The following is a 24432-nucleotide window of genomic DNA, read 5'->3' on the forward strand; positions in this document are numbered from 1 at the left end:
AGGAAGCGGGCGTCACCTTCGGATCGCCCGCCGCCGCAGTGGCCATCACACCATCGCAAGAGCATCTTGCCCTTTTCGCGACAAGGCGGTAGAGGCCGCGGCGCTGCAGGAGTGTAGCTCAGTTGGTAGAGCATCGGTCTCCAAAACCGAGGGCCCACGGTTCGAGTCCGTGCACTCCTGCCAGTCTTTCCAAGCATATGTTCCTATGTGCTTGATGTGACACAATGAAATTTTTGTCACTCGACCGGTGACGTCCGCGACCAGCCTGCTATATAGCGCCGCATGGACGAGGCTACGCGATTTACGCTTGTTTATGGCATCATCGGCATCCTGCTTCTGGTGGGAATACCGATGCTGATCGTATATCTGCGGCGCCGCAAGCGCGAGAAACTGCGCCGTCGCGGCATCAAGACCTACGGCCATTGATCGTCCCGGCGCCGCCGTCGCGCGCCGCATCTCCGCCTAAGACTTGCCTTTGCTGCCCCGCGCGGCTATCTGCGCAGGCCATCCGACAGCGAGGACGGGCCATGCCGGTTCCCCACATCAGGGGAAGCGGCGCCGGGCTTATGTCTGGAGCGATACGGATTTTCGCAATTCCAGCGGGTTTTGAGACACAGTGGCGAAGACGACCCCCATCGAATTCATCCGTCAGGTGCAGGCCGAGACCAAGAAGGTCGTCTGGCCGACCCGGCGCGAGACGATCATGACGGGCGTGATGGTGGTCATCATGACCACGATCCTCGCCTTGTTCTTCCTCGGCGTCGACACGTTCTTCAACGCGGTCGTCCAGGCGCTGCTCAAGCTCGCGAAGTAAGGGTTTTTAGATGGCGCGCTGGTACATCATTCACGCCTATTCGGGCTTTGAGGGCAAGGTCCGCGACGCGATCATGGCCGAGGCGACGCGGCTCGGCCTCGAACAGCTCGTCGAGCAGATCGAAGTGCCGACCGAGACGGTGACCGAGGCCCGCCGCGGCAAGAAGATCGCGGTCGAGCGCAAGTTCATGCCCGGCTATGTCCTCGCCAAGCTCAACATGAACGACGACGTCTACCACCTCGTCAAGAACACGCCTAAGGTGACCGGCTTCCTCGGCAGCATGGGCAAGCCGCAGGCGATCAGTGAGGCGGAAGCCGCGCGGATGCTCAACAGTAAGGAAGAAGCGGCCGCCGCGCCGAAGACCAAGGTCAAGGTCGATTACGAGATCGGCGACGCGGTCAAGGTGCTCGAAGGTCCGTTCGCCAGCTTCAACGGCATCGTCGAGGAACTCGATTTCGACAAGTCGAAGGTCAAGGTGTCGGTGTCGATCTTCGGCCGCGCCACGCCGGTCGAGCTCGACTTCGAACAGGTCGAACGCTCCAAGTAAGCGGACAGCGATCCACGCGACGACGAGGCCGGGGCGGCGACGCTCCGGCCTTTTTCATTGGGATCGCAGTCGACCGATCGAAGGCCGGCCGGCTCCGGCGGGATCCCGCACAAGCACGCCGTCACGCCAGCCCCGCTCCGGCATCCACCGCTCCGCAGGAGCGAATACCCCGCAATTGCGGCCCATGGCGGGGACCGCAAAGGCCCCTCGAACGCGACGCCTCCGCGCCTCCGCGCGAACCAAGACCCGCTGCTTGGCTTGCGAGCGGCTAAACGATCACGCGAAGACGCAAAGGAGAATGGGTTCACGCGGAGGCGCGGAGATGTCGTGCGGTCTGCGGCTGCGAAAACTGAGACGGAGCGCGAAGAGGTGTCTCACCCTCTTCGCGTCTTCGCGCCTTCGCGCGAATCACCTGCGGCGTCAGCCGCCCGCCAGCCGCTCCCCGCCCCCTAGGCGTCCGCCAGCACCCGTGCCTCGGCTGGCTCCGCTACGCCCGCCACCGCGCGCAGATCGGCGATCAGCTCGTCCACCCGTGCCGGGTCGGCGTCCCAAGCGAACATGAAGCGCGCGCCGCCACCGATGAAGGTGTAGAACTTCCATCCCCGCGCGCGCAGCCCGTCGAGCATTGCGTCCGGCGCGGTGAGAAATACGGCATTCGCCTCGACCGGGAACATCAGCGCGACGGCCGGCAGCGCCGCCACCGCCGCCGCCAGCCGCTGCGCGCAGGCATTGCCGTGGCGGGCATTGTCGAGCCACGCCCCGCTTTCCAGCAGGCCGACCCAGGGCGCCGACAGGAAGCGCATCTTGGAGGCGAGCTGCCCCGCCTGTTTGCAGCGATAGTCGAAATCCTGCGCGAGGACCGGGTCGAAGAACAACACCGCCTCGCCCACCGCCATGCCGTTCTTGGTGCCGCCGAAGCACAGCACGTCGACGCCGGCGCGCCACGTCATGTCCGCCGGCGCGCAGCCCAAGGTCGCGCAGGCATGCGCGAAGCGCGCACCGTCCATGTGCAGGCGCAGGCCGAGTTCGCGGCAGACGGCGGCGATCCCCTCGATCTCGGCGATGGTATAGACCTGCCCGGTCTCGGTCGGCTGGGTGATCGTCACCACGCGCGGCTTGGGAAAATGAATGTCGGCGCGCCCGGTGGCGAGGCGGCGGATCGCCGCGGGATCGAGCTTGCCGCTCTCGGTCGGCGCGACGAGCAGCTTCGATCCGTTCGAGAAGAACTCGGGTGCGCCGCATTCGTCGGTCTCGACATGCGCCTGCGCCGAGCAGATCACGCTATGGTAGGATTGGCATAGCGAGGCGAGCGCGAGCGAATTGGCGGCGGTGCCGTTGAACGCGAAGAACACCTCGCATTCGGTCTCGAACAGGGTGCGGAAGGCATCGGCGGCGGCCTGCGTCCAGTCGTCGTCGCCATAGGCGCTGGCGGAACCGCGATTCGCCTGTTCCATCGCCGCCCAGGCTTGCGGGCAGATACCGGCATAATTGTCGCTGGCGAATTGCTGGGCGTCGGTCACGTCTCGGGTCCTTCTTCGGTTGGCGGCACCGGACGGGACGACGTGATATGTGGCGTGATCCCGTGGATTGCCGGTCCGGCCACATCCCGCCACTTGCGTGGCGGCACCACCTTGCCCGGGAGCAGGTTGGTGTCGGGCGTCATCCCGACTCTTGATGCTGCAGTGCCTGTAGCCGCCCGACGGTATACGATCAAGGGGGTAAGGTCGCCGCGGGGCGGCTTGCCCGCGCGCCGACATCTGCCTAAGCCGTCATAATACCAATTGGATACCGGAGAGCAGGATGATGCGACGCTTGGACAGGATCGGCGCCCTCGCGGCACTGACCGCAGGAATCGTCTGGAGCAGCGCTGCCGCCGCCGCCGATCCGGTGACCGCGCCCGCGCTCTTCCCCGCCCCGGCCGCGCTGACGATGACCGGCGGCGCGGTGCCGCTCGGTACCGCGGCGACCCTGGTGGTCGCGCCGGGTACCGAGCCGGCGACCGTCGCGGCGATCAGCGATATCCTGTTGCAGGCCGGGGTCCGCACCCTCACCCGTGCCAAGGCGCTGCCGACGGGGCTCGATGCGACCTATGTGGTGATCGGCGGCGACGACACCGCACCGGTCCGTGCCGCGCTCGCGCGCAGCCAGGCGGCCCGCGACGATCGGGCCGAAGGCTATACGCTGACGGTGCGCGCGCTCGATCGCGGCGCGCTCGTTACGCTTGCCGGCCATGACGGCGACGGCCTGTTCCACGCCGTGCAGACGCTGCGCCAGCTCGCCACCCGCCCGCGCCTGCCGGCGCTGACCATCCGCGATCATCCGGCGATGCCGATCCGCGGCACGATCGAGGGCTTCTACGGCAAGCCGTGGACGATGGAAGACCGCAGCCGCCACCTCGCCTTCCTCGCCACGGTCAAGGCCAATACCTATGTCTACAGCCCGAAGGACGATCCGTTCGCGCGCGACAAATGGCGCGAGGCCTATCCCGCCGCGACGCTGAGCGCGCTCGGCACGCTCGCGGCAACGGCGCGGCGCAATCACGTCGACTTCGTCTACGCGATCTCGCCGGGGCCGAGCATCTGCTTCTCCGACCCTGCCGACGCCGCGGCGCTGGAGCACAAGTTCGATGCCCTGCGCGGCATCGGCGTCACCAGTTTCTACGTCGCGCTCGACGACATCGAATATACCAAGTGGAATTGTGCGGGCGATACCGCCGCCTTCGGTCCGTCGGGCGCGCAGGCGGCGGGCGTCGCACAGGCGCAATTGCTCAACGGCGTGCAGCGCTATCTCACGGCGAAGGATGCACGCGCGCGGCCGCTGATCATGGTGCCGACCGAATATTACGACGCCAAGGAAACGCCGTACAAGGCCGCGCTGCGCCAGCACCTCGACCCGCGGATCGTCGTGCAATGGACCGGCACCGACGTGGTGCCGCCGGCGATCTCGATCCCCGATGCCAAGGCGGCGACCAAGGCGTTCGGCCGCAAGACGCTGCTGTGGGACAATTACCCGGTCAACGACTATGCGCAGACCACCGGCCGGCTGCTGCTCGCGCCTTATGCGCGGCGAGAGGCGGGCCTGTCGGGCGAGCTGACCGGCATCCTTTCCAACCCGATGAACCAGGAAACGCCGAGCCGCGTCGCGGTGACCGGCGTCGCCGCCTTCGGCTGGAACGACACCGATTATGACGCCACGCTCACCTGGCATGCCGCGGCGCGCGCGCTCGCCGGCGGCGACGCGCAGGCGACCGCGGCGCTGCTGCTGTTCTTCGACACCCAGCATATCGCGCCGACCTTCGGCAGCCAGCCGTGGCAGGAGCAGGCGCCGCAGCTCAAGGCGCTGCTCGATCACGTCCGCGAGACGATCGCCGGCGGCGATGCCGCCGCGCGGCAGGCGGCGATCGGGGCATTGGCCGAGCGTGCCGATGCGCTCGCCGGCGCGGCCGACATCATCCGCGCCGGCACGGTCGATCCCGGTTTCGCCGCACAGGCCAAGCCGTGGCTCGATGCGCTGCCGCTATGGGGCCGGGCGCTCCAGCTCACCGCCGCCGGCCTCGCCGCGGCGGATCATGGCGACGCCGCCGCGCCCCGCTATTTCGCCGAGGCGCGTGCGCTCGCCACGCAGGCCGCGACGATCCGGACGATCCCCGGCGCGACCCGCTTCGACGGCCCCGTGCGCATCGCCGACGGCGTGCTCGACCGCTTCATCTCCGACGCGCCGGGGCTGATCGCCGCGGAGTGAGCGAACGGAAGGCGCGGCCGCCGGGCTGCGCCTTCCATCACCAGGTGGCGGCCCTGACCGCCCCGCCCTGTATGGCATCGCGGCCTTACAGCTCCCCCTGATGCTTCCAGCCCTCATTGGTGAGGATCAGCGTCGCGTCGCGCTCCTGCGGGCCGGCGGTTTCGCGGCGGATGTCGGGGAAGATTTCGCGCACCTTCGGATTGGTCGCCCAATCCGGCAGGTCGGCGAGGTGGTAGCGGTAGCGGACCTGGGAAACCTTCATCCCGACCGCTTCGGTCGGGCCGGAATAGCGCAATATGTCGTCGATCGTCGGCGTACCGTAGCAGAAGGTCGCGCTGTCGCCGGCGCGGCGCTTGTCCCGCGCCGCCTTGCCCGCGTCGGTCAGGTCGAAGGCGATGCCGGCGACGCGCCGCGTACCGCCGCCCGGCTGCCGCTCGTCGAACCCCTTCGGCGTCGCCGAGAGCAGGCCGGCGCTGGCCAGCGCCTCATAGGGCGCCATGTCCTCGCGCCGCTCGCGCCGTTCGGCCTCGCTCAGGTCGGGTTCGGCCGGCGATGCCAGGATGACGGGAAAATCCTGCTCGTCATCGCTGCCGCTCCAGCCATGTTGCGGCAAGGTGATGCATGGCGGCGTCTTTGTCAAATAGTGACCGATCACGCTCATAAAGGTGTTCTTGTCGGATTCATTGAGTTTGTCGCAGCTTGTCAGCAGCAATGCCGCCATCAGCCAAATGGTCGCAGGTCGCACGCCCTCACTCCCTAACATAGATTATGCTTTAATATTTAGCATGTTACCTATGTCATGCCAATATCCGGCCGATTAGTACCGATAATCACTTGCATTTTCGAGACTGCACAACTTACGCAATCAATTGCACAACTGGTAGCGCAAGGGTCGCGATCGCGCCGCGCCCCGACCCCTCGCTGTCGAGCCGCAGCGTGCCATCCATCGCGATCATCGCATTGGCGCTCCAGTGCAGGCCGTACCCGCCGGATTTGTGCGCCCGCGTCGAAAAGCCGCGCTGGAACAGCATCGCCCCCGTCGCCGCCGCAAACCCCTCGCCGTCGTCGCGGATCCGGCAGACGACCTGCCCGCCGGCGGTGTGGATCGTCACGCCGATACTGCCGCTGCCGCGCCCGGTCGCGGCGATCGCCTCGGCGGCATTGCCGAGCAGATTGCCGATCACCTGGCTGAGGATCACCCGGTTGGCGCACACGGGATAGTGTCCGGCAGGAAAGCTGAACGCGATCGACGCGCTGTCGGCATAGCGGGCGATCGCCGCGTTGCGCGCAACGATCTCGCCGAGGTCGCAGGCTTCGAGCGGCGGGCGTTCGTGCGCCTGCCGCTGCTGCTGACCGATGATGTCGAGGACGTGCGTCATCGCCTCGCGGCCGATGCGCAGCTCGCCGCGCATCGTCTCGCGCGCTTCGGCCTCGGCGGCGAAGGCGGCGACGGCGAAGGCGGCGAGCCGGGCGCGGCGTTCGGCGGAGCAATCCGCCTCGCCCAGTTCGGCGAGCGCCCGCGCGACGGTGGCGCGATCGATCGGCGGCGGCTGGGCGATGCCCTGGCCGAGGATCGTGCTGATCGGGGTCAGCGCGTTGCGGACGTTGTGCATCACCGCCACCGCGCTCTCGCTGCGGCCGAGCGCGAAGCCCTGCGCCTCGACCTGTTCGCGCAAGCCCTCGAGCTGCGCGAGCATCGCGTCGAGGCTGCGGCCGAGCGAGCCGAATTCGTCGCGCCGCGCGGCGTCGTCGAACCGCGTGATCACCCCCGAGGCGCGCACCTGCTCCATATGCCGTTCCACCCGCCGCAACGGCTGGAGGACGAGCCGTGCGATCACCCGCCGCAGGACGAGCAGCAGGAGCAGCAGCAGCAGCGTCGACCCTGCCACTGCGAAGGACAGCATCCGCCGGCCGAGCAGCATCGCCTCGCGCGGCATGGCGAAGCGCGCCGCGGCGATCGTCCGCCCGTCCGCGCCGCGGATCGGCACCGCGATGTCGAGCCGGCCATGGTCCATCACGACCCGCTCGTCGCCGCGCGCGGTACGATCGATACGCGCCGCCAGATGGAGTTGATCGGAAAGCGCCTGCCCGGTCACCAGGCGCGCCATCACGACGAATCCGCGCGCCGCGCCACGATCCTCCCGGCCACGCAACGGCGCGACGCCGAGCGCCGCGACCTGCTCGCCGAGCCGCGCGAAGACATGGCCCGAATGGCCCTGCCCGACGATCCGCGCGAGATCGGTCCGGGTGATCGCGGTGCGCAGCGCCGCCGCGCCCGCGCCGTCGGCACCGCGCCAGCGCACATTGCGGATCGTGCCATCGCGATCGACATAAGCGACGCCGTCGATACCGGGATCGCGCGGCACCGGCTTCCTGTCGGCGCCGCCCGTGCGCATCGCCGCATCGCCGTGCGCGCGATCGCCCTGGTCGCGCGTCGCCGTTTCGACCGCGGCGGCGGCATCGGCGAGCGCGGCGTGCGTCCGTTCGACATTCGCGCGCACCGCCCTCGCCTCGAGCGCGTCGAAGCTCGGGGTGATGACCGCCGCGAGCAGCACGGTGATGCCGATCGCCCCCGCCATGCCGACGATCGTCAGGATCAGCACCAGCTTGGCGCCAAGCGACCGCGGCGCCCGCAGCCGCCGGGCGAACCGACGCGGCATCAGCGACGCCACGCCGCGGGCCGGCGCGGCGGATGCGGCTTACCGCCGGTCAAACGGCGTCCTTGGCGGGGACGGGAGGCTGGCCGGGCCGCGCGGTCACGGGAGCGTGGAACACTGCCTCTCCAGCCATCCCGCCATCCCGACACCGGCGGACTCTCTGCACGATCGCCGCCGTGGCCAGATGTTGCCGGACGCCTTCGAGGCTCGTGCCGAGCACAGGGCGCTCCCCGATGGCACCGATACTCCCGCGCCGGCGAGACCTCTGCAAAACACCGTCCGTTACGCCGCCCGCACCCCGGCACGACCAGCCGCGCCACCTACACCGCCGCACCGCCGGCGAGCACGCGGCGTTCGGCGAGCATCACCGCGACATCGCCGTCGACCGGCTGCGAGAAGAAGAAGCCTTGCAGATGGCTGGTACCCGCAAGCCGCAGCGCCTGGACCTGCGCGACGGTCTCGACCCCCTCGGCGACCACCTCGAGTCCCAGTGCGCGGCCGAGATGGATGATCGAATGGACGATCGCCGCCGATTCGCGCTCGCGTCCCATGCCGTCGATGAAGCTGCGGTCGATCTTGAGGCTGTCGAGCGCGAATTTGCGGATATTGTAGAGCGACGAATAGCCGGTGCCGAAATCGTCGAGCGCGATGCGGAAGCCCATCTGGCGCAGCCGGAACAAGGTTTCGGCGGCGCGCTCGGCATCGTCGAAGATGGCGGTTTCGGTGATCTCGATCTGCACCCGCCCCGGCGCGACGCCGGCCCGCTGCGCACTCTCCATGACATGGGCGACGAAATTGTGCCGGCGGAACTGGCGCGGCGAGAAGTTGATCGAGACATATTGCTGCGGCAGCCGCGCCACCATCGCCAGCGCCTCGGCGAGGATCCAGTCGCCGATGGTGTGGATGACGTTGCTTTCCTCGGCGATCGGGATGAACACCGCCGGGCTGATCCGGCCGTAGATCGCGCTGTCCCAGCGGACCAGCGCCTCGAAGCCGACCACCTCCAGCTCGCCGCGCGCGACGATCGGCTGATAGACGAGGCGCAGTTCGTCGCGCTCGACCGCGCGCGCGAGTCCCTGTTCGACGCGGCGGCGGAAGCGGATGCCCTCGTCCATCGTCTCGTCGAACAGGCGGGTGACGCCGCGGCCGACGCGCTTGGCATCGTTGAGCGCGAGATCGGCGCGACGCAGCGAATCGAGTGGGTCGACCCCCGCGCCGTCGACGACGACCAGTCCCGCCGAGGCGCCGCTCTGCACCGCATGGCCGAACAATCGGTGCGTGCCGGCGCAGGCGGCGATGATCCGGTCGCATGCCATCGTCGCGGCGTCGTCGCCGGCGGTGTCGAACAATACGCCGAACTCGTCGCCGCCGAGCCGCGCGACGATCGCCTCCTCCGGCGCGGTCGCGGTCAGGATCGCATAGACGTCGCGGATCAGCGCATCGCCGGCAAGATGGCCGAGCGTGTCGTTGATCAGCTTGAACCGGTCGAGATCGAGCATCGCGATGGCGAAGCGGCCGGGCCGGCGCGCCCGGTCGCCGAGCGCGCGCAAGAAGGCGAGCCGGTTGGGCGCATCGGTCAGCGAATCATGCGTGGCGAGATGCAGCGCGCGACTTTCGTTGGCGGCGAGTTCGGCGGCCTGCTGTTCGAGCTGGACGATCTGCTCGGCGAGCTGCGCCCGCGTCGCGGCGAGCGCGCGGTCGACCTGCCAGCGATCCGCCAGCGCGGTCGCGGTCTGGACGATCTCGGCGACCTCGAACGGCTTGGCGATGTAGAAGATCTTGTCCGCCGGCCCGGCGACCTTGCTGATCTCGACCGGCGAGAAATCGGAATAGCCGGTGACGATGCACAGATTGATCTCGGCATCGATGCGGCGGATGCGCCGCGCCGTCTCGCGCCCGTCGATCCCCGGCGGCATGCGCACGTCGATGAACGCGGCGGCGAAGGGCGCGCCGTCGGCCAGCGCGCGCTCGACCGCGGCGACCGCCTCCTCGCCCTGGCGGCAATGGGTCAGCGCGAAGCCCGGCGATTCGGCGGCGGGGTCGGCGCCGAACAGCGCCGCCGCCATTGCGCCCAGCGCCGGGGCATCGGGTCCGCGCGGCGGCGCGAAGCTGCGCCGGTAGCTGTCGTGCATCGCCTCTTCGTCGTCGATGATCAGCAGCCGCTTGGGCAGCGCGCGCGCGGGATCGGCAGTCATCGACACGGCTTGTCCCTCTCAACGTTGCGAAAGGGCTAAGGAAATACGGTTAAGAGGCTGTGAACGAAGCCAGATGCTGGGTGAGCGCCTGCCCGCCGAGGACGATCGCGCCGAGCGGCCCGGCATTGCCGCCGAGCGCCGGCGGCACGACGAAGGCGGGTTCGGCGATCTCGGGCAGCGCGATATAGCCGGCGAGGCTCTTGACCATCGCGGCGCGGATGCGCGGGAACAGGTGATCGTTGCCGACCATCACGCCGCCGCCCATCACGATCCGCCGCGGCACGCCGGTAAGCACCAACGTATGGCAGAGCTGCGCGAGGACGTGCGCGACCGGTTCCCAGACGGGGTCGTCGGCGGCGATGTCCTCGCCCTTGCGGCCGGCGCGGGCGCCGATTGCCGGGCCGGCGGCGAGCCCTTCCAGGCAGCCGCCGTGGAACGGGCAGATGCCGATCCAGTCGTCGCCGGCGAGCCGGTCGGGGCGGAGATGGCCGAGCTCGCTATGCGTCAGCCCGTCGACCGGCACACCATTGGCGATCAGCCCGACGCCGATCCCGGTGCCCACCGTCACATAGGCGACGTCGCGCAGCCCCGCGGCGGCGCCCCAGCGCGCCTCGGCGAGCGCCGCGCCGACGACATCGGTGTGGAAGCCGGTCGGCACCTCATAGCGGGCGGCGAGCCGGCGGGCGACGTCGGTCCCCGCCCAATGCGGCTTGGGGGTGGAGGTGATCTGGCCGTAATCGGCGGCGTCGCGGTCGATCGCGATCGGCCCGAAGCTGGCGATGCCGAGCGCGTCGAACCGGCCCCAGCCGTCGAGCACCCGCTCGATCGCCGCCAGCGTCTCGTCGGGGCGCGTCGTCGGCAGCTGGACGCGATCCTCGATCGCATCCGGTCCACGGGCCAGCAGGCAGACGATCTTCGTCCCGCCCAATTCGACGCCGGCTACCAGAGGGGGGACGCTGATCACGATCGTTTCTCCTTCGACGACGTCGAGTTAGCGGGCCAGACGCGAAAGTCGACCCCGGCGGATGTGTAACGGGGGCGAGGCTGCCCCCTGCGCCACCCGTGTTACCGTGGAGGTGAGGCCTCGCCGAATCCGCGCCCGTACTCCTGCGCGCGCAGGAGCCCAGGGTCACGAAGCGGGTCAGTCGTTGCTCTGCCTGGCCGCGGGGTCCTGCTTGGGCAGGAACACGGTGACGGTGGGCAACGAGGCCCGCTTTCGCAGCGGTCCTGCGGAAGCGGGGCGCACGGTGCTCCTGATGCCGAAGGTCACACCTTAGCGTGGCCACTAGCCCTCGCCTACAGGCGACCTTTGGAGAACGGGCGATATCACCTTTCAGCACCACCCCGGCGTAGGCCGGGGTCCAGTCCGGCGAGATCAGTGACACCCACTGACCGGCCCCCAACTGGACCCCGGCCTCCGCCGGGGTGGTGCCGAGACTTTGGCTTAGACCTCGCCTGCGCGGGTATCGATCCGAACCGAGCGCTCAGGCAATCATCCGCGAAACCCCGGTCTCACCCCACCGACAAGGACGGGACGCCGCCAGGCACCCCGCCCTCGCCCGCATCAATGGTTGTCGCGCGGCAACCCCATCGTCTGCGCGATCCGCTGGTATTTTTCCGATCCTTCCAGGATCGCGCCGGTGTTCATCTGGCCGACCACCGCGCGCTGGATCTCCTGCCACGGCGTCTGCGAGGCGGGATAGGCAAAGCCCCCCGCCGCCGCCAGCGCGGCCCGGCGATCCATCAATTCGGCGTCGGAGATCAGCACATTGGCGGTGCCGGTGTTGAGATCGACGCGCACCCGGTCGCCGGTCTTGAGCAGCGCGAGCCCGCCCATCGCCGCCGCCTCGGGACTGGCGTTGAGGATCGACGGCGATCCGCTCGTCCCCGACTGGCGGCCGTCGCCGATGCACGGCAGCGCATGGACGCCCTCGGTGATCAGATAGGCAGGCGGCCGCATGTTGACGACCTCCGCCGCGCCCGGATAGCCGATCGGCCCGGCGCCGCGCATGAACAGCAGCGTCTCAGGGGTGATGCCGGTCGCCGGATCGTCGATCCGGTGGTGGTAATCCTCCGGCCCGTCGAACACCACCGCCGGCCCCTCGAACGCATTGGGATCGTCGGGGTTGGAGAGATAGCGGTCGCGGAATTCGGGCGAGATCACGCTGGTCTTCATCACCGCCGCGTCGAACAGATTGCCCGACAGGACGATGAAGCCCGCATCCTCGACCAGCGGCTGGTCGAAGGGGCGGATCACCTTCTCGTCCTCGATCGCGACGCCGCGGCAATTCTCGCCCATCGTCTTGCCGTTGACGGTCAGCGCGCCCTCGTCGATCAGCCCCTGGCCGATCAGCTGGTTGACCACCGCGGGCACGCCGCCGGCGCGATAATAATCCTCGCCGAGATATTCGCCGGCGGGCTGCAGGTTGACGAGCAGCGGCACCTTGTGCCCCTCCGTCTCCCAGTCCTTGAGCGGCAGGTCGACGCCGATGTGGCGCGCGATCGCGGCGAGGTGGATCGGCGCATTGGTCGATCCGCCGATCGCCGAATTGACCTTGATCGCATTATGGAACGCCGCCTTGGTCAGGATGTCGGACGGCTTGAGATCGTCCTGCACCATCTCGACGATGCGCTTGCCGGTGCGGTAGGACACTTCCTGCCGGTCGCGATAGGGCGCCGGGATCGCCGCCGAGCCGGGCAGCGACATGCCGAGCGCCTCGCACAGCGAATTCATCGTCGTCGCGGTGCCCATCGTGTTGCAATAGCCGGTCGATGGCGCCGAGCTGGCGACGAGCCGGATGAATTCGGCATCGTCGATCTCGCCCGCGGCGAGCAGCTGCCGCGCCTTCCACACGATCGTCCCCGATCCGGTGCGCTCGCCCTTGTGCCAGCCGTTGAGCATCGGCCCGACCGACAAAGCGATCGCCGGGATGTTGACCGTCGCGGCGGCCATCAGCGCGGCAGGCGTCGTCTTGTCGCAGCCGATCGTCAGCACCACGCCGTCGAGCGGATAGCCGTACAGCACCTCGACCAGCCCGAGATAGGCGAGGTTGCGGTCGAGCCCGGCGGTCGGCCGCTTGCCCGTCTCCTGGATCGGATGGACCGGGAATTCGAGCACGATCCCGCCCGCTTCGCGAATCCCCTCGCGCACCCGCTCCGCCAGCACCAGATGGTGGCGGTTGCACGGGCTGAGGTCACTGCCGGTCTGGGCGATGCCGATGATCGGCTTGCCCGACTGCAGCTCCTCCAGCGACAGGCCGAAGTTGAGATAGCGCTCCAGATAGAGCGCCGTCATGTCGATGTTCGCCGGATTGTCGAACCAGGCACGGCTGCGCAATTGCGTCATATTATTTGGCCACCGAAAGTTTGTAGATCATCACGTGACGATACGGCTTGCCGGGATCGACCCGGGCCGAGGCGAAATTGGGCTTGTTGGGTGCATCGGGGAATCTCTGCGGTTCCAGCGCGACGCCGTCGCCCATCCGATAGACGTGACGATTCTTGCCGATGTAGCTGCCGTCGAGGAAGTTGCCGGTGTACATCTGCACGCCCGGCTCGGTGCTCGACACTTCCAGCACGCGGCCCGAGACGGGATCCTCGAGCCGCGCGGCGAGCTGCGGCGTCGCGGTCAGGCCCTTGTCGAGCGCAAAATTGTGATCGTAGCCGTGGCCCATCACGATCTGCGGGTCATGCCCGTCGCGCACGCCCTCGCCCAGCATCCGGCCGCTGCGGAAATCGAACACCGTGCCCGCCACCGGGCGCAGCTCGCCGGTCGGCACGAGATTGGCGTCGACCGGGGTGATCGCCTTGGCCGGGATGGTCAGCCGCTGGTTGAGGATGCCGAGCGGCGACCCCTCGCCGGCGAGGTTGAAGATCCCGTGGTTGGTCATGTTGACCACCGTCGGCTTGTCGGTCTTCGCGCCGAAGGCGATGGTCAGCGCGCCGTCGTCGGCCATCGTATAGGTGACGGTGACGTCGAGCTTGCCGGGATAGCCCTGGTCGCCGTCGGCGCTGGTCAGCGCCAGCGTCGCCGATCCGTCCTTGGCGGAGACGATCCGCCATAGGCGCTTGTCGAAGCCGACCTGGCCGCCGTGCAGCGAATTGACCTTGTCGTTGAGCGGCAGCTGATACGTCTTGCCGTCGAGCGTGAACTTGCCGCCGCCGATGCGGTTGGCGAAGCGGCCGACGGTGACGCCGAAATAATTGGGATGCGCGGCATAGTCCGCGGCATCGTCATAGCCGAGCAGCACGTCGGCGATCTTGCCGTCGCGGTCCGGCCCCGACAGTTTCTGCAAGGTCGCGCCATAGGTCAGCACGCGCGCCGAGACGCCGTTGGCAGCGGTCAGCGTCACCGCCTCGATCGCGGTGCCGTCAGCGAGTCGTCCCGCCGCCTCGCGCTGTGTGGTCGCGGCATCGGCCTGTGCGGCGGCGAGCGCGGTCAATCCCGCGCCTGCGATGAAGATAGCCTTCCGAAGCTTCATTGCCCCCTCCTGAGCGTGTATCGCCGGCATTGACCGGGCGCGTCGGGACTATATAGTCTGACAAATACCCGGCGCGCAAGGCAGCCGAACGCGCGACAGGCGGAGAGGGACGAGATTATGGCAGGACCGATTGGCGTAACGACGAACGGTGCGGCACCCGCCGCGGTGGGCGCGGGGGGATCGTATCGCAAGGCGTTGAGCCTGCTCGCGAGTCTGTTCTTCATGTGGGGCTTCATCACCGTCATCAACGGGGTGCTGCTGCCGCATCTGCGCAGCGTGTTCGAGCTCGATTACACCCAGACGACGCTGATCGAATCGGTCTGGTTCATCGCCTATTTCTTCGCCTCGATTCCCTCCGCCAAGCTGATCGAGCGGGTCGGCTATCAGCGTGCGATCGTCATCGGCCTGCTGATCATGGCGGCGGGTGCGCTCGGCATGACGCTCGCCGCGAGCATTCCGTCCTATGGCGTGACGCTGGTGATGCTGTTCGTCATCGCCAGCGGCATCACGCTGCTCCAGGTCGCCGCCAACCCCTATGTCACCGTGATCGGGCCGCCCGAGACGGGATCGTCGCGGCTCAATCTGGTGCAGGCGTTCAACTCGCTCGGCACGACGCTCGCGCCGCTGTTCGCCGGCTATCTGATCCTCGGCCGCAGCCGCAGCGGCACCGCCGAGGCGGGCGCGACGATCAGCCAGGCGCAGCGTTATGCCGACGCCCAGTCGGTGATCCTGCCCTATGTGCTCGTCGCGATCGTACTGGTCGTGCTGGCGGTGGTGATCGCGCGCTTCCCGCTGCCCGCGCTCGGCGCGGCGACGCAGCGCGCCGCCAAGGCGGAACGGCACCAGCATTCGCTGTGGAAGCACCGCAACCTGACGCTCGGCATCCCGACGATGATCGCCTATCTGCTCGCCGAGATCGGCGTCGCCAACCTGTTCGTCAACTTCGTGTCGCAGCCGCAGATCGCCGCGGTGACGCACGAACAGGCGTCGCGCTACCTGTCGCTGCTGTGGGGCGGGATGATGGTCGGCCGCTTCGTCGGCAGCGTCGTCATGCAGAAGATCGCGCCCGAGCGCGTGCTGTCGGTGTTCGCCTTCGGCGCGCTGGTCGTCGTCGCCATCGCCACCTTCACCACCGGTCCGGAAGCGATGTGGGCGCTGATCGCGGTCGGCCTGTTCCATTCGATCATGTTCCCGACGATCTTCACCCTCGCGATCCGCGGCCTCGGCCCGCTCACCGAGGAAGGATCGGGTCTGATGATCATGGCGATCGCCGGCGGCGCGCTCGTCGTCGTGCAGGGCTGGCTCGCCGATCATTACGGCCTGCAGAATTCGTTCTTCCTGACCATGGCGTGCGAGGTGATCGTGCTCGCCTACGCGCTGTGGGGATCGAAGCCGACGGCGAGCCTTGGCGACCAGACCGTCGCCTGAGGATTCTCCAGCGGTGACTGCGACATCCGGCCCCGGCGGCGTCATCGCCGTCGATTGGGGCACCACCAACCGCCGCGCCTATCGGCTCGACGCGGACGGCCGCGTCGGCGACGCGCTGCGCGACGATCGCGGCGTGCTGACGATGGCGGCGGACGACTATCCGCCCGCGCTCGCCGCGCTGCGCGAGCGGCTCGGCGACCTGCCGGTGATCGCGGCGGGGATGATCGGATCGACCCGCGGCTGGCGGGAGGCGTCCTACGTCCCCGCCCCCTGCGGCCTCGCCGATCTCGCGGCGGCCGCGCTGCGCCTGCCGGAGGCGCGGATGACGATCGTCCCCGGCGTGTCGGTGCTCACCGAGCGGCGGGCCGACGTGATGCGCGGCGAGGAGATCCAGGTGCTCGGCGCGATGGCCGCGGGTTTCGCCCCCGCCGATGCGCTCTTCTGCCAGCCCGGCACGCACAACAAATGGATCACCACCGCCGACGCCCGCATCGTCGATGTCGCGACGGTGATGACCGGTGAATTGTTCTCGCTGCTCAAGGGACACGGCATTCTGGCCGGCATGCTCGACGGCGCGGTGGTCGACGGCACCGCCTTCCGCGACGGCCTCGCCCGCGGCGCCGGCGCCTGCGACCTCGGTACCGCCTTGTTCGAGGTGCGCGCGAGCGTATTGCTCGGCCGCCGCGCGAGCGAGGAGGCCGCGGCCTATGCGAGCGGCGTCCTGATCGGATCGGACGTCGGCGCACGCGCCGTCGCCGGCCGCACCGTTCACCTGCTCGCGGAAGGCGCGCTCGCCGATCTCTACAAGGTGGCGATCGAGACGCTCGGCGGCACCGTCGTCGCGATCGACGCCACCGCGGGCTTCCTCGGCGGCGTTCACCGGCTGCGCGGGATGCTGGCGTGACCGGCGTGCGCTCTTCGCCTATCGTCGCGACAGAGCCGGTATCCCCGCGCGGGCAGGACCTGTGCAACAGTCTTGACCGCGCCCGAAATGGGCCGTTACGCCGCGTGTGCTCCGAGGTTCACCGTTTCGCAAATTCAACGACTTCTGCTCGTGTTGAATCGTGGATGCCGGCACACGCCCGGCCTGACGGAACGTGTTTCGCAACGGTCCCGCGCGAGCGGGCAGCTCGGAGAAGTCCCTCCGGTCGCCACGACCCAATATTCCCGCGCAGGCGGGAATCCAGTGGCCAAGCAGAGCAACGGTTTGCGGTAGAAAGAACACTGGGCTCCCGCCTCCGCGGGAGCACTGAAACCGTCGGTTGTCCCGGCTCCCTGCCTCAGCCCGCCCCCCCTTCCCCATCAGGAGCATCGTCGATGACCGATCCCGCCGCGCGGTTTGCCGCGGCCTTTGCCGCCTGTCCGCTGGTCGCGATCCTGCGCGGCCTCACCCCGGCCGAATGCGAAGGCGTCGGTGACGCCCTGGTCGATGCCGGCTTCACCCTGCTCGAAGTGCCGCTCAACTCGCCCGATCCGCTGGTCAGCATCGCCGCCATGGCGAAACGCTATGCCGGCCGGGCGATGGTCGGCGCGGGCACGGTGCTGACCCCGCAGGCGGTCGCCGATGTCGCGCAGGCGGGCGGCGAGCTGATCATCTCGCCCAATACCGATACCGAGGTGATCCGCGCCTCGGTCGCGCGCGGGCTCGTCTCGCTGCCCGGCTATTACACGCCGAGCGAGGGGTTCGCCGCGCTCGCCGCGGGGGCGCATGCGCTCAAGCTCTTCCCCGCCGACGGTGCCGGTCCCGGCTTCCTCAAGGCGCAGCGCGCGGTGCTGCCCAAGACGACGCGCGTGCTCGCGGTCGGCGGCATTGCGCCCGACACCATGGCGCCGTGGCGCGCCGCCGGTGCCGACGGCTTCGGTCTCGGCTCCAACCTCTATCGCGCCGGCAAGTCCGTCGCCGACGTCGCGCGCGATGCCGCGGCGTTCGTCACCGCCGCCAAGGAACTCGCATGACCTTTGCCCGCCTGCTCCAGCAACGCCTGCCCGACGGCAGCCGCCGTGTCCTCTTCGCCGAGGCGGCCGCGCATGTCGTCTCCGGCGTCGCCACCACCCGTGAGCTCGCCGCCCTCGCCATCGCCGAGGGCGTGACGCTCGCCGAGGCGGCGCGCGCGCGCCGTTCGGACGAGACGGTCGATCTCGCCGCCGCGCTCGCCGACGGCACCTTGCTGCCCGCGATCGATCACGACGACAACGCGCGGCTGATGCTCGCCGGCACCGGCCTCACCCATCTCGGCTCCGCCGCCGGACGCGACGCGATGCACAAGGCCGCCGCCGCCGGCACGCAAACTGATTCGATGCGGCTGTTCCTCGAAGGCATGGACGGCGGCCGCCCCGCCGCAGGCGCGGTCGGCGCGCAGCCGGAGTGGTTCTACAAAGGCGACGGCCAGTCGCTGATCGCCCCCGGTGCGCCGCTCACCTCGCCCGCCTTCGCGCAGGACGGCGGCGAGGAGCCCGAGCTCGCCGGCATCTATCTGATCGGCGACGACGGCACGCCCTTCCGTCTCGGCATCGCGCTCGCCAACGAATTCAGCGATCACGTCACCGAGCGGCACAATTATTTGTGGCTCGCGCACAGCAAGCTGCGCGTCGCCGCGCTCGGGGCCGAGTTGCTGCTCGGCGAACCGCCCGCCGACATCCGCGGCACCAGCCGCATCGAGCGCGACGGTGAGACGTTGTGGGAAAAGCCCTTCCTCACCGGCGAGGCGAACATGTCGCACACGCTCGCCAACCTCGAACATCATCATTTCAAATACGCCGCCTTCCGCCGCCCCGGCGACATCCACGTCCACTTCTTCGGCACCGCGACCTTGTCCTGCGCCGACGGCGTGCAGACGCAGGCGGGCGACGTCTTCGCGATCGAGGCGGCGCCGTTCACGCTGCCGCTGCGCAACCCGCTCGCCCTCGCGGACGCCGGCGCCACCCCGGTCACGGTGCGCACGCTGTGAGCGGGCCGATCCGCCTCGCGCTCATCGGCATGGGCAAGATCGCGCACGACCAGCACGTTCCCGCGATCGCCGCTGATGCCGACATCGTCCTCACCGCGACGGTCAGCCGCAACGGGGAAGGCGTCGCCGGCGTCGCGCATTTCCGCGACATCGACGATCTCATCGCCAGCGGCCTGGCGATCGACGCGGTCGCGCTGTGCACGCCGCCGCAGGTGCGCCGTGCGATCGCCGCGCGCGCGATCGCACAGGGCTGGCACGTCTTCCTCGAAAAGCCGCCCGGCGCGACTCTCGCCGAGGTGGCGCAGCTCAGCGCTGCGGCCGACGCCGCCGGGATCAGCCTGTTCGCCAGCTGGCATTCGCGCTACGCCCCCGGCGTCGAGCCGGCGCGCGCCTTTCTCGCCGATGCGGCGATCCGCAGCGTCACGGTGACCTGGCGCGAGGACATCCGCGTCTGGCATCCGGGACAGGGCTGGATCCTCGAAGCGGGCGGCTTCGGCGTGTTCGATCCCGGCATCAACGCGCTGTCGATCGTCACCCGCATCCTGCCGCGGCCGTTCTTCATCACCGACGCCGAACTCGATTTCCCGTCGAACTGCGCCGCGCCGATCGCCGCGCGGCTGCGCTTCGCCGACGATCTGGGGCTGGCGATCAGCGCTGATTTCGACTTCCGGCAGGAAGGCCCGCAAAGCTGGGACATCGTCGTCGAGACCGACCGCGGCACGCTGACGCTGCACGACGGCGGCGCGCGGCTGGTCCTGCCCGACGGCAGCGAACCGTCGCACAGCGCCGCACTGCACGGCGAATATTCCGGCCTCTACCGGCGCTTCGCCGAGATCGTCCACGCCCGCACCAGCGACGTCGACATCGCCCCCTTGCGCCACGTCGCAGACGCCTTCCTCCGCGGCGAACGCCTGACGGTGGAGCCGTTCATCGAATAACGAGGACCAGGGTTCACGCGAAGACACGAAGGTGCTGCGCTCCTGTCAGAGCGCAGGGGGTAAGCCACAAGCGCGGCCCGATCCCTTCTCTACTCCGCGCCTCCGCGTGAGCCAAAACCCTTCGCGTCGTCGCGTCTTCGCGTAAACCCTCTCTTCTTCCCAGAAAACGAAGCAGACGTGGGTTCACGCGGAGGCGCGGAGGTGTCGCGCTCCGGAGCGAGCACTCGATTCCCATCGCAATGATGAGGCGGCTATCGCGGCCGGTCAGGCGAAGCGTTCGGCAGCCTCGCCGATCGCAGCATAGATCGCGTCGAGCTCGGCATCGTCGATGCAATAGGGCGGCATGACGTAGATCGTATTGCCGAGCGGCCGCAGCAGCAGGTCGCGGTCGCGGAAGAAGGCGAGCAGCTTCGGCCCCAGCGCCGACAGATAGTCCGCCCCGTCGCGACCCAGGTCGACCGCGGCGATCGTCCCCAGCGCCCGCGGATGACGCACGCCCGGCAAGGCCGCCAGCCGCGCCGCCTGCCGCGTCGCCAGATCGGCGACCCGCGCCAGCACCGGCTCCTCCTCCCAGATCGCAATGTTCGCCGCCGCCGCCGCGCAGGCGATCGGATTGGCGGTGTAGCTCGACGAGTGGAAGAACATCCGCGCGCGATCGTCGCTGTAATGCGCCTGATAGATCGGCTCGCGCGCCATCGTCACCGCCAGCGGCACCGCGCCGCCGGTCAGCCCCTTCGACAGGCAGAGGATGTCGGGCACCACGCCCGCCTGCTCGCACGCCAGCAGCGTCCCCGTCCGCCCCCAGCCGGTCATCACCTCGTCGGCGATGAACAGCACGGCATGACGCGCGCAGATCGCCGCCATCTCGGCGAGGACATGCGACGGATAGGTCAGCATCCCCCCGGCGCCGACGATCAGCGGCTCGACGATCAGCGCCGCCGGCGCTGCGCGGCACGCCGCCTCCAGCGCATCGAGCGTCGCCTGCTCCGCCCCCGCTGCGGGAAAGGGAATGGTCGCGACGTCGAACAGCAACGGTTCGTACGCCCGGTTGAACGCGCCGCGCGCGCCGACCGACATCGTCCCGATCGTATCGCCGTGATAGCCGTGTTCGAGCACCAGGATGCGGTGCCGCGGCTCGCCCCGGTTGAGCCAATAGCCGAGCGCCATCTTGAGCGCGACCTCGACCGCGGTCGATCCCGAATCGGAGAAGAACACCCGCGTCAGCGCCGGCGGCATCAGCCGCAGCAGCCCCGCCGCCACCGCCTCGGCCGGCTCGTGGCTCCAGCCGGCGAAGATGATCTGGTCGAGCCGCTCCGCCTGCGCGGCGATCGCCGCCATGATCCGCGGCTCGCGATGGCCGTGCGTCGTCACCCACCAGCTCGAGATCGCATCGACGATCCGCCGCCCGTCGCGGGTGAACAGCGCCGCGCCCTCGCTGCGCACCACGGTCGGGATCGGCTCGCCGAGCCCATGCTGGGTGAAGGGATGCCAGATCGGCGAAGTCATGCGAAATCCTCGGGTCTGAACCCGGCCGCGAAGGCCTGCGCCAGCGTGGCGGCGTCGAGCGGCGCGACCCGACCGAGCCGGCCGAGCCGCCTGACCCGGCCGATCGCCGCGATCGTCGCCTCGCTGTCCTCCTCCGGCTCGCCGACGAAGGCGATGCCGAGGATCGGCACGCCGCGGTGGCGCAACGCCTCGATGCTGAGCAGGCTGTGGTTGATCGTGCCGAGCGCGGTCCGCGCGACCAGCACCACCGGCGCCTGCCACGCCGCGAATTGGTCGGCATAGAGCCGGTCGCCGGCGAGCGGCACCAGCACGCCGCCCGCGCCCTCGACCACCAGCGTACCGTCGACCGAGGGCAGCGCGAGCCGCGCCGGATCGATCGTCACCCCGTCGATCGCCGCGGCGCGATGGGGCGAACAGGGCGTCGCCAGCCGATAGGCCTCGGGCAGCACCCGCGTCACGCCGAGCCGCCGCACCACGTCGCCATCGCCGTCGCCGGCGGGATCGAACCCCGCCTGCACCGGCTTCCAATAGGTCGCCCCGAGCGCCGCGGCGAGGCCGGCGGCGAACACCGTCTTGCCGATGTCGGTATCGGTGCCCGTCACTACGATCGTCCGCGTCATCGCAACAGCTCCGCCAGTCCGTGAATCGCCGCGTCATCGACGTGGCAGGTGATCGAGATGCGCAGCCGCGCCGTCCCCGCCGGCACCGTCGGCGGCCGGATCGCGCGCACGTCATAGCCCGCCGCCTGACAGCGCGCGGCGAGCGCCACCGCCGCGCCGTCCGCCCCGACGACGACGGGGAGGATCTGCGATCCCGTCGCCCGGCCCAGCGCCGCCTCCGCCACGCCGATCCGCGCCCAGAGCCGCGCCTGCCGCTCGGGCTCGTCGGCGAGGATGCGCAGCGCCTCGCGCACCGCCACCGCGATCAGCGGCGACGGCGCGGTCGAGAAGATGAAGCCGCGCGCGCGGTTGACCAGATGGTCGCGCAGCAGCCGCGGCACGCACAACAGCCCGCCCTCCGCGCCGAGCGCCTTGCCGCAGGTGTGCAGCGTGACGACGTTCTCGCGCCCGTGCAGCGCCGCCGCCAGCCCGCGCCCGCCGTCGCCGAACACGCCCGTCGCATGCGCCTCGTCGATCATCAGCATAGCCTGATGGCGGTCGGCGAGCGCGACGAGATCGGCGAGCGGCGCGCGGTCGCCATCCATGCCGTAGAGGCTCTCGACGACGATCCACGGCGTGCCCGTCCCGCCGCCGCGCCGCCAGTCGCGGATCGCCGCCTCGAACGCCGCGACATCGTTATGCGCCGCCGCCGCCCGCGGCGCGCGGCCGAGGCGCATGCCGTCGTGCGCGCTCGCGTGGATCAGCGCGTCGTGGATCACCAGATCGCCCGGCTGCGGCAGCGTTGCCAGCGCCGCGACATTGGCGGCATAGCCATTCGCCAAGAACAGCGCCGCCTCGCTGCCGAAATAGGCTGCCGCCTCCGCCTCCAGCGCCTCATGTTCGGGATCGTTGCCGCGCAGCAGGCGCGACCCGCCCGAACCGATCCCGACGCCGCGATCCAGCGCCGCCGCCACCGCCGCACGCAGCCGCGCCGAGTCGCCGAGGCCGAGATAATCGTTCGAGGTGAAATCGGCGCCGGCGCGCGGCACCAGCCGCCGCAGCCGGTCGGCGCCCGCCAGCCTAGCCAGATCGTCGCGGTAGAATTGCAGCATCCCCGCCCTTTAGCCGATGAACCGCGACACGCCATCATCCCGCGCTGGTCATCGCCCCGCCGCCTCCGGTAGAGACGACGCGCTACGCGGCGAAGGCGGGGGGATGATGACGATACGGGCGATGATCGTGGCAGGGGCGATGGCGCTGTTCGTGCCGACCGTGGCGGCGGCCCAGCCGGTCACGCTGCCGCGCACCATCCTGTTCATCGGCAACAGCTTCACCCAGGGCGAACATTCCCCGGTGCGCAACTGGCATGCCGGCACCGTCACCGATCTCAACGGCGCGGGCTATGGCGGCGTGCCGGCGCTGTTCAAGGAATTCACCGAGGAGGCCGGGTTGCGCTACGCAGTCAGCCTCGAGACGCAGGGCGGGCAGAGCCTCGCCTTCCATTACGACCAGCGCCGGCATCTGTTCGACCGCGCCTGGGACGTCGTCGTCTTGCAGGAATATAGCACGCTCGATCGCGAGCGGCCGGGCGATCCGGCGCGCTACATCCGCAGCGTCGGCGCGCTCACCGATCTGTTCCGCGCGCGCAATCCGGCGGTGCGGGTCAATCTGATGGCGACGTGGAGCCGCGCCGATCAGACCTATCTGCCCGGCGGCCACTGGTACGGCCGCGGCATCGCCGCCATGGCCGACGATCTGCGCGCCGCCGCCGACCGCGCCCGCCGCACGCATCCCGCGGTGAGCGGCATCATCCCGGTTGGCCAGGCGTGGCTGCGCGCCTTCGCCGCCGGCATCGCCGATCCCAATCCTTATGACGGGGTCAGCTACGGCCAGGCCAATTTCTGGACCTACGATCAATATCACGCCAGCGCCGCGGGCTATTATCTCGAAGCCCTGCTCGTCTTCGGGCGCGTCACCGGCGTCGATCCGCGCACCCTCGGCCGTACCGAGCGCGCCGCCGACGAACTCGGCCTCTCCCCCGACCTCGCCGCCTCGCTGCAACTCGTCGCCCGCGAGCAACTCGAACGCGGCTGAGGTCATCTCGGGTATTCGCGCAGAGGCGCGGAGGACGCAGAGAGGCGGCTATGCCGCTGCTCCGTGCTTATCTCCCGGCGGAGCCTAGGTGAGTTCACGCGAAGACGCGAAGATGTCCCGCCCCGCCGCCGGCGCGGCCCACGCTTTCTACCGGCAAGATAAGATGAACACGCCAGCCCCAGCCGCACCCTCTTCGCGTCTTCGCGTCTTCGCGTGAAATCTCCATCGAGGCGTGCCGGCGCGGATCGGAGCCCCTCCGCGCCTCCGCGTGCAACAACCTGCTTCGCCGGCGCGGCCGACTCGAGCGACGCCGCGATGCGCGTCGGCCCATTCCTAACGACGCGATGCTGCTTGTTGCACGCGGAGGCGCGGAGCAGCGACGTATGCGGCCGTCGGTCCGATGATCCGGAAGCCTGAACGGGTTCACGCGACGATGCGAAGACGTCCTGCCTCGCCGCCGGTGCGGTCCGTGCTCTCCACCGCG

General features: G+C 69.5%; 20 protein-coding genes, 1 tRNA gene and 1 riboswitch. Of the genes, 11 read left to right on the forward strand and 10 right to left on the reverse strand.

Annotated features, from left to right (window positions below):
- Positions 1–107 precede the first annotated feature (107 nt).
- The 4 genes from PBN85_RS14980 to nusG all read left to right on the forward strand — a co-directional run bounded on the left by PBN85_RS14980 (position 108) and on the right by nusG (position 1361).
- Positions 108–183, forward strand: a tRNA-Trp gene (locus PBN85_RS14980).
- A 99-nt stretch (positions 184–282) separates the two neighbouring features.
- Entirely contained in the window at positions 283–426 is a 144-nt protein-coding gene (locus PBN85_RS14985) for a hypothetical protein (RefSeq protein ID WP_200870397.1), read from the forward strand.
- A 190-nt stretch (positions 427–616) separates the two neighbouring features.
- Positions 617–814 (forward strand): preprotein translocase subunit SecE, encoded by a 198-nt coding sequence (gene secE, locus PBN85_RS14990; RefSeq protein WP_017979500.1) that lies wholly within the window; start codon positions 617–619, stop codon positions 812–814.
- A gap of 10 nt (positions 815–824) precedes the next feature.
- On the forward strand, positions 825–1361 hold the full coding sequence (gene nusG, locus PBN85_RS14995) for a transcription termination/antitermination protein NusG (RefSeq protein WP_037534189.1): 537 nt from the start codon (positions 825–827) through the stop codon (positions 1359–1361).
- 449 nt (positions 1362–1810) lie between these two features.
- On the opposite strand, the gene PBN85_RS15000 is transcribed toward nusG, so the two are convergent.
- Positions 1811–2881 (reverse strand): threonine aldolase family protein, encoded by a 1071-nt coding sequence (locus PBN85_RS15000; RefSeq protein WP_271299485.1) that lies wholly within the window; start codon positions 2879–2881, stop codon positions 1811–1813.
- 53 nt (positions 2882–2934) lie between these two features.
- A riboswitch (SAM-I-IV-variant riboswitch) is annotated at positions 2935–3044 on the reverse strand.
- A 117-nt stretch (positions 3045–3161) separates the two neighbouring features.
- On the opposite strand from PBN85_RS15000, the gene PBN85_RS15005 reads away from it, so the two are divergent.
- Positions 3162–5102 (forward strand): beta-N-acetylhexosaminidase family protein, encoded by a 1941-nt coding sequence (locus PBN85_RS15005; RefSeq protein WP_271299486.1) that lies wholly within the window; start codon positions 3162–3164, stop codon positions 5100–5102.
- Between the two features lie 85 nt (positions 5103–5187).
- On the opposite strand, the gene PBN85_RS15010 is transcribed toward PBN85_RS15005, so the two are convergent.
- From PBN85_RS15010 to PBN85_RS15035, 6 genes are all read right to left on the reverse strand, one after another.
- Positions 5188–5763, reverse strand: coding sequence for a hypothetical protein (locus tag PBN85_RS15010; RefSeq protein ID WP_152542259.1), 576 nt, complete (start codon positions 5761–5763; stop codon positions 5188–5190).
- 196 nt (positions 5764–5959) lie between these two features.
- Complete coding sequence (locus PBN85_RS15015) at positions 5960–7762, reverse strand: ATP-binding protein (protein WP_271299487.1); 1803 nt, start codon at positions 7760–7762, stop codon at positions 5960–5962.
- A gap of 317 nt (positions 7763–8079) precedes the next feature.
- Positions 8080–9954 (reverse strand): putative bifunctional diguanylate cyclase/phosphodiesterase, encoded by a 1875-nt coding sequence (locus PBN85_RS15020; RefSeq protein ID WP_271299488.1) that lies wholly within the window; start codon positions 9952–9954, stop codon positions 8080–8082.
- Between the two features lie 49 nt (positions 9955–10003).
- Positions 10004–10918, reverse strand: a complete 915-nt coding sequence (locus tag PBN85_RS15025; protein WP_152542351.1) for an ROK family protein — start codon at positions 10916–10918, stop codon at positions 10004–10006.
- 600 nt (positions 10919–11518) lie between these two features.
- Positions 11519–13300 carry an IlvD/Edd family dehydratase gene (locus PBN85_RS15030; RefSeq protein ID WP_037535467.1) on the reverse strand — a complete coding sequence of 594 codons (1782 nt, stop codon included), beginning with the start codon at positions 13298–13300 and terminating at the stop codon, positions 11519–11521.
- Position 13301: 1 nt separating this feature from the next.
- Positions 13302–14435 carry an aldose epimerase family protein gene (locus tag PBN85_RS15035; protein WP_271299489.1) on the reverse strand — a complete coding sequence of 378 codons (1134 nt, stop codon included), beginning with the start codon at positions 14433–14435 and terminating at the stop codon, positions 13302–13304.
- Between the two features lie 117 nt (positions 14436–14552).
- Here PBN85_RS15035 and PBN85_RS15040 point away from each other — a divergent pair, with 117 nt between their 5' ends.
- The 5 genes from PBN85_RS15040 to PBN85_RS15060 all read left to right on the forward strand — a co-directional run bounded on the left by PBN85_RS15040 (position 14553) and on the right by PBN85_RS15060 (position 19749).
- Positions 14553–15863: a sugar MFS transporter gene (locus PBN85_RS15040; protein WP_271299490.1), complete on the forward strand. Its 1311-nt coding sequence runs from the start codon at positions 14553–14555 to the stop codon at positions 15861–15863.
- Positions 15864–15876: 13 nt separating this feature from the next.
- On the forward strand, positions 15877–16767 hold the full coding sequence (locus PBN85_RS15045; RefSeq protein ID WP_271299491.1) for a 2-dehydro-3-deoxygalactonokinase: 891 nt from the start codon (positions 15877–15879) through the stop codon (positions 16765–16767).
- Between the two features lie 413 nt (positions 16768–17180).
- Complete coding sequence (locus tag PBN85_RS15050; RefSeq protein ID WP_037532022.1) at positions 17181–17819, forward strand: 2-dehydro-3-deoxy-6-phosphogalactonate aldolase; 639 nt, start codon at positions 17181–17183, stop codon at positions 17817–17819.
- Complete coding sequence (araD1, locus tag PBN85_RS15055; protein ID WP_271299492.1) at positions 17816–18811, forward strand: AraD1 family protein; 996 nt, start codon at positions 17816–17818, stop codon at positions 18809–18811. Before PBN85_RS15050 ends, araD1 begins: the two co-directional genes overlap by 4 nt.
- Positions 18808–19749, forward strand: a complete 942-nt coding sequence (locus tag PBN85_RS15060) for a Gfo/Idh/MocA family protein (RefSeq protein ID WP_271299493.1) — start codon at positions 18808–18810, stop codon at positions 19747–19749. The genes araD1 and PBN85_RS15060 overlap by 4 nt, the downstream gene beginning before the upstream one ends.
- 264 nt (positions 19750–20013) lie before the next feature.
- Here PBN85_RS15060 and PBN85_RS15065 read toward each other — a convergent pair whose 3' ends face one another.
- From PBN85_RS15065 to PBN85_RS15075, 3 genes are read right to left on the reverse strand one after another with little or no spacing between them, the layout of a single operon-like run.
- Positions 20014–21255 (reverse strand): adenosylmethionine--8-amino-7-oxononanoate transaminase, encoded by a 1242-nt coding sequence (locus tag PBN85_RS15065; protein ID WP_271299494.1) that lies wholly within the window; start codon positions 21253–21255, stop codon positions 20014–20016.
- A complete protein-coding gene (bioD, locus tag PBN85_RS15070) occupies positions 21252–21875 on the reverse strand; it encodes a dethiobiotin synthase (RefSeq protein ID WP_037532019.1) in 624 nt (207 codons plus the stop codon). Before bioD ends, PBN85_RS15065 begins: the two co-directional genes overlap by 4 nt.
- On the reverse strand, positions 21872–22966 hold the full coding sequence (locus PBN85_RS15075) for an 8-amino-7-oxononanoate synthase (RefSeq protein ID WP_271299495.1): 1095 nt from the start codon (positions 22964–22966) through the stop codon (positions 21872–21874). The genes bioD and PBN85_RS15075 overlap by 4 nt, the downstream gene beginning before the upstream one ends.
- 106 nt (positions 22967–23072) lie before the next feature.
- On the opposite strand from PBN85_RS15075, the gene PBN85_RS15080 reads away from it, so the two are divergent.
- The gene (locus tag PBN85_RS15080; protein WP_373276439.1) at positions 23073–23948 is read left to right on the forward strand and encodes a DUF4886 domain-containing protein; all 876 of its coding nucleotides are present in this window, start codon (positions 23073–23075) and stop codon (positions 23946–23948) included.
- Positions 23949–24432 lie beyond the last annotated feature (484 nt).

This window comes from Sphingomonas sp. CV7422, assembly GCF_027945725.1.
Taxonomy (GTDB): Bacteria; Pseudomonadota; Alphaproteobacteria; order Sphingomonadales; family Sphingomonadaceae; genus Sphingomonas; species Sphingomonas kyungheensis.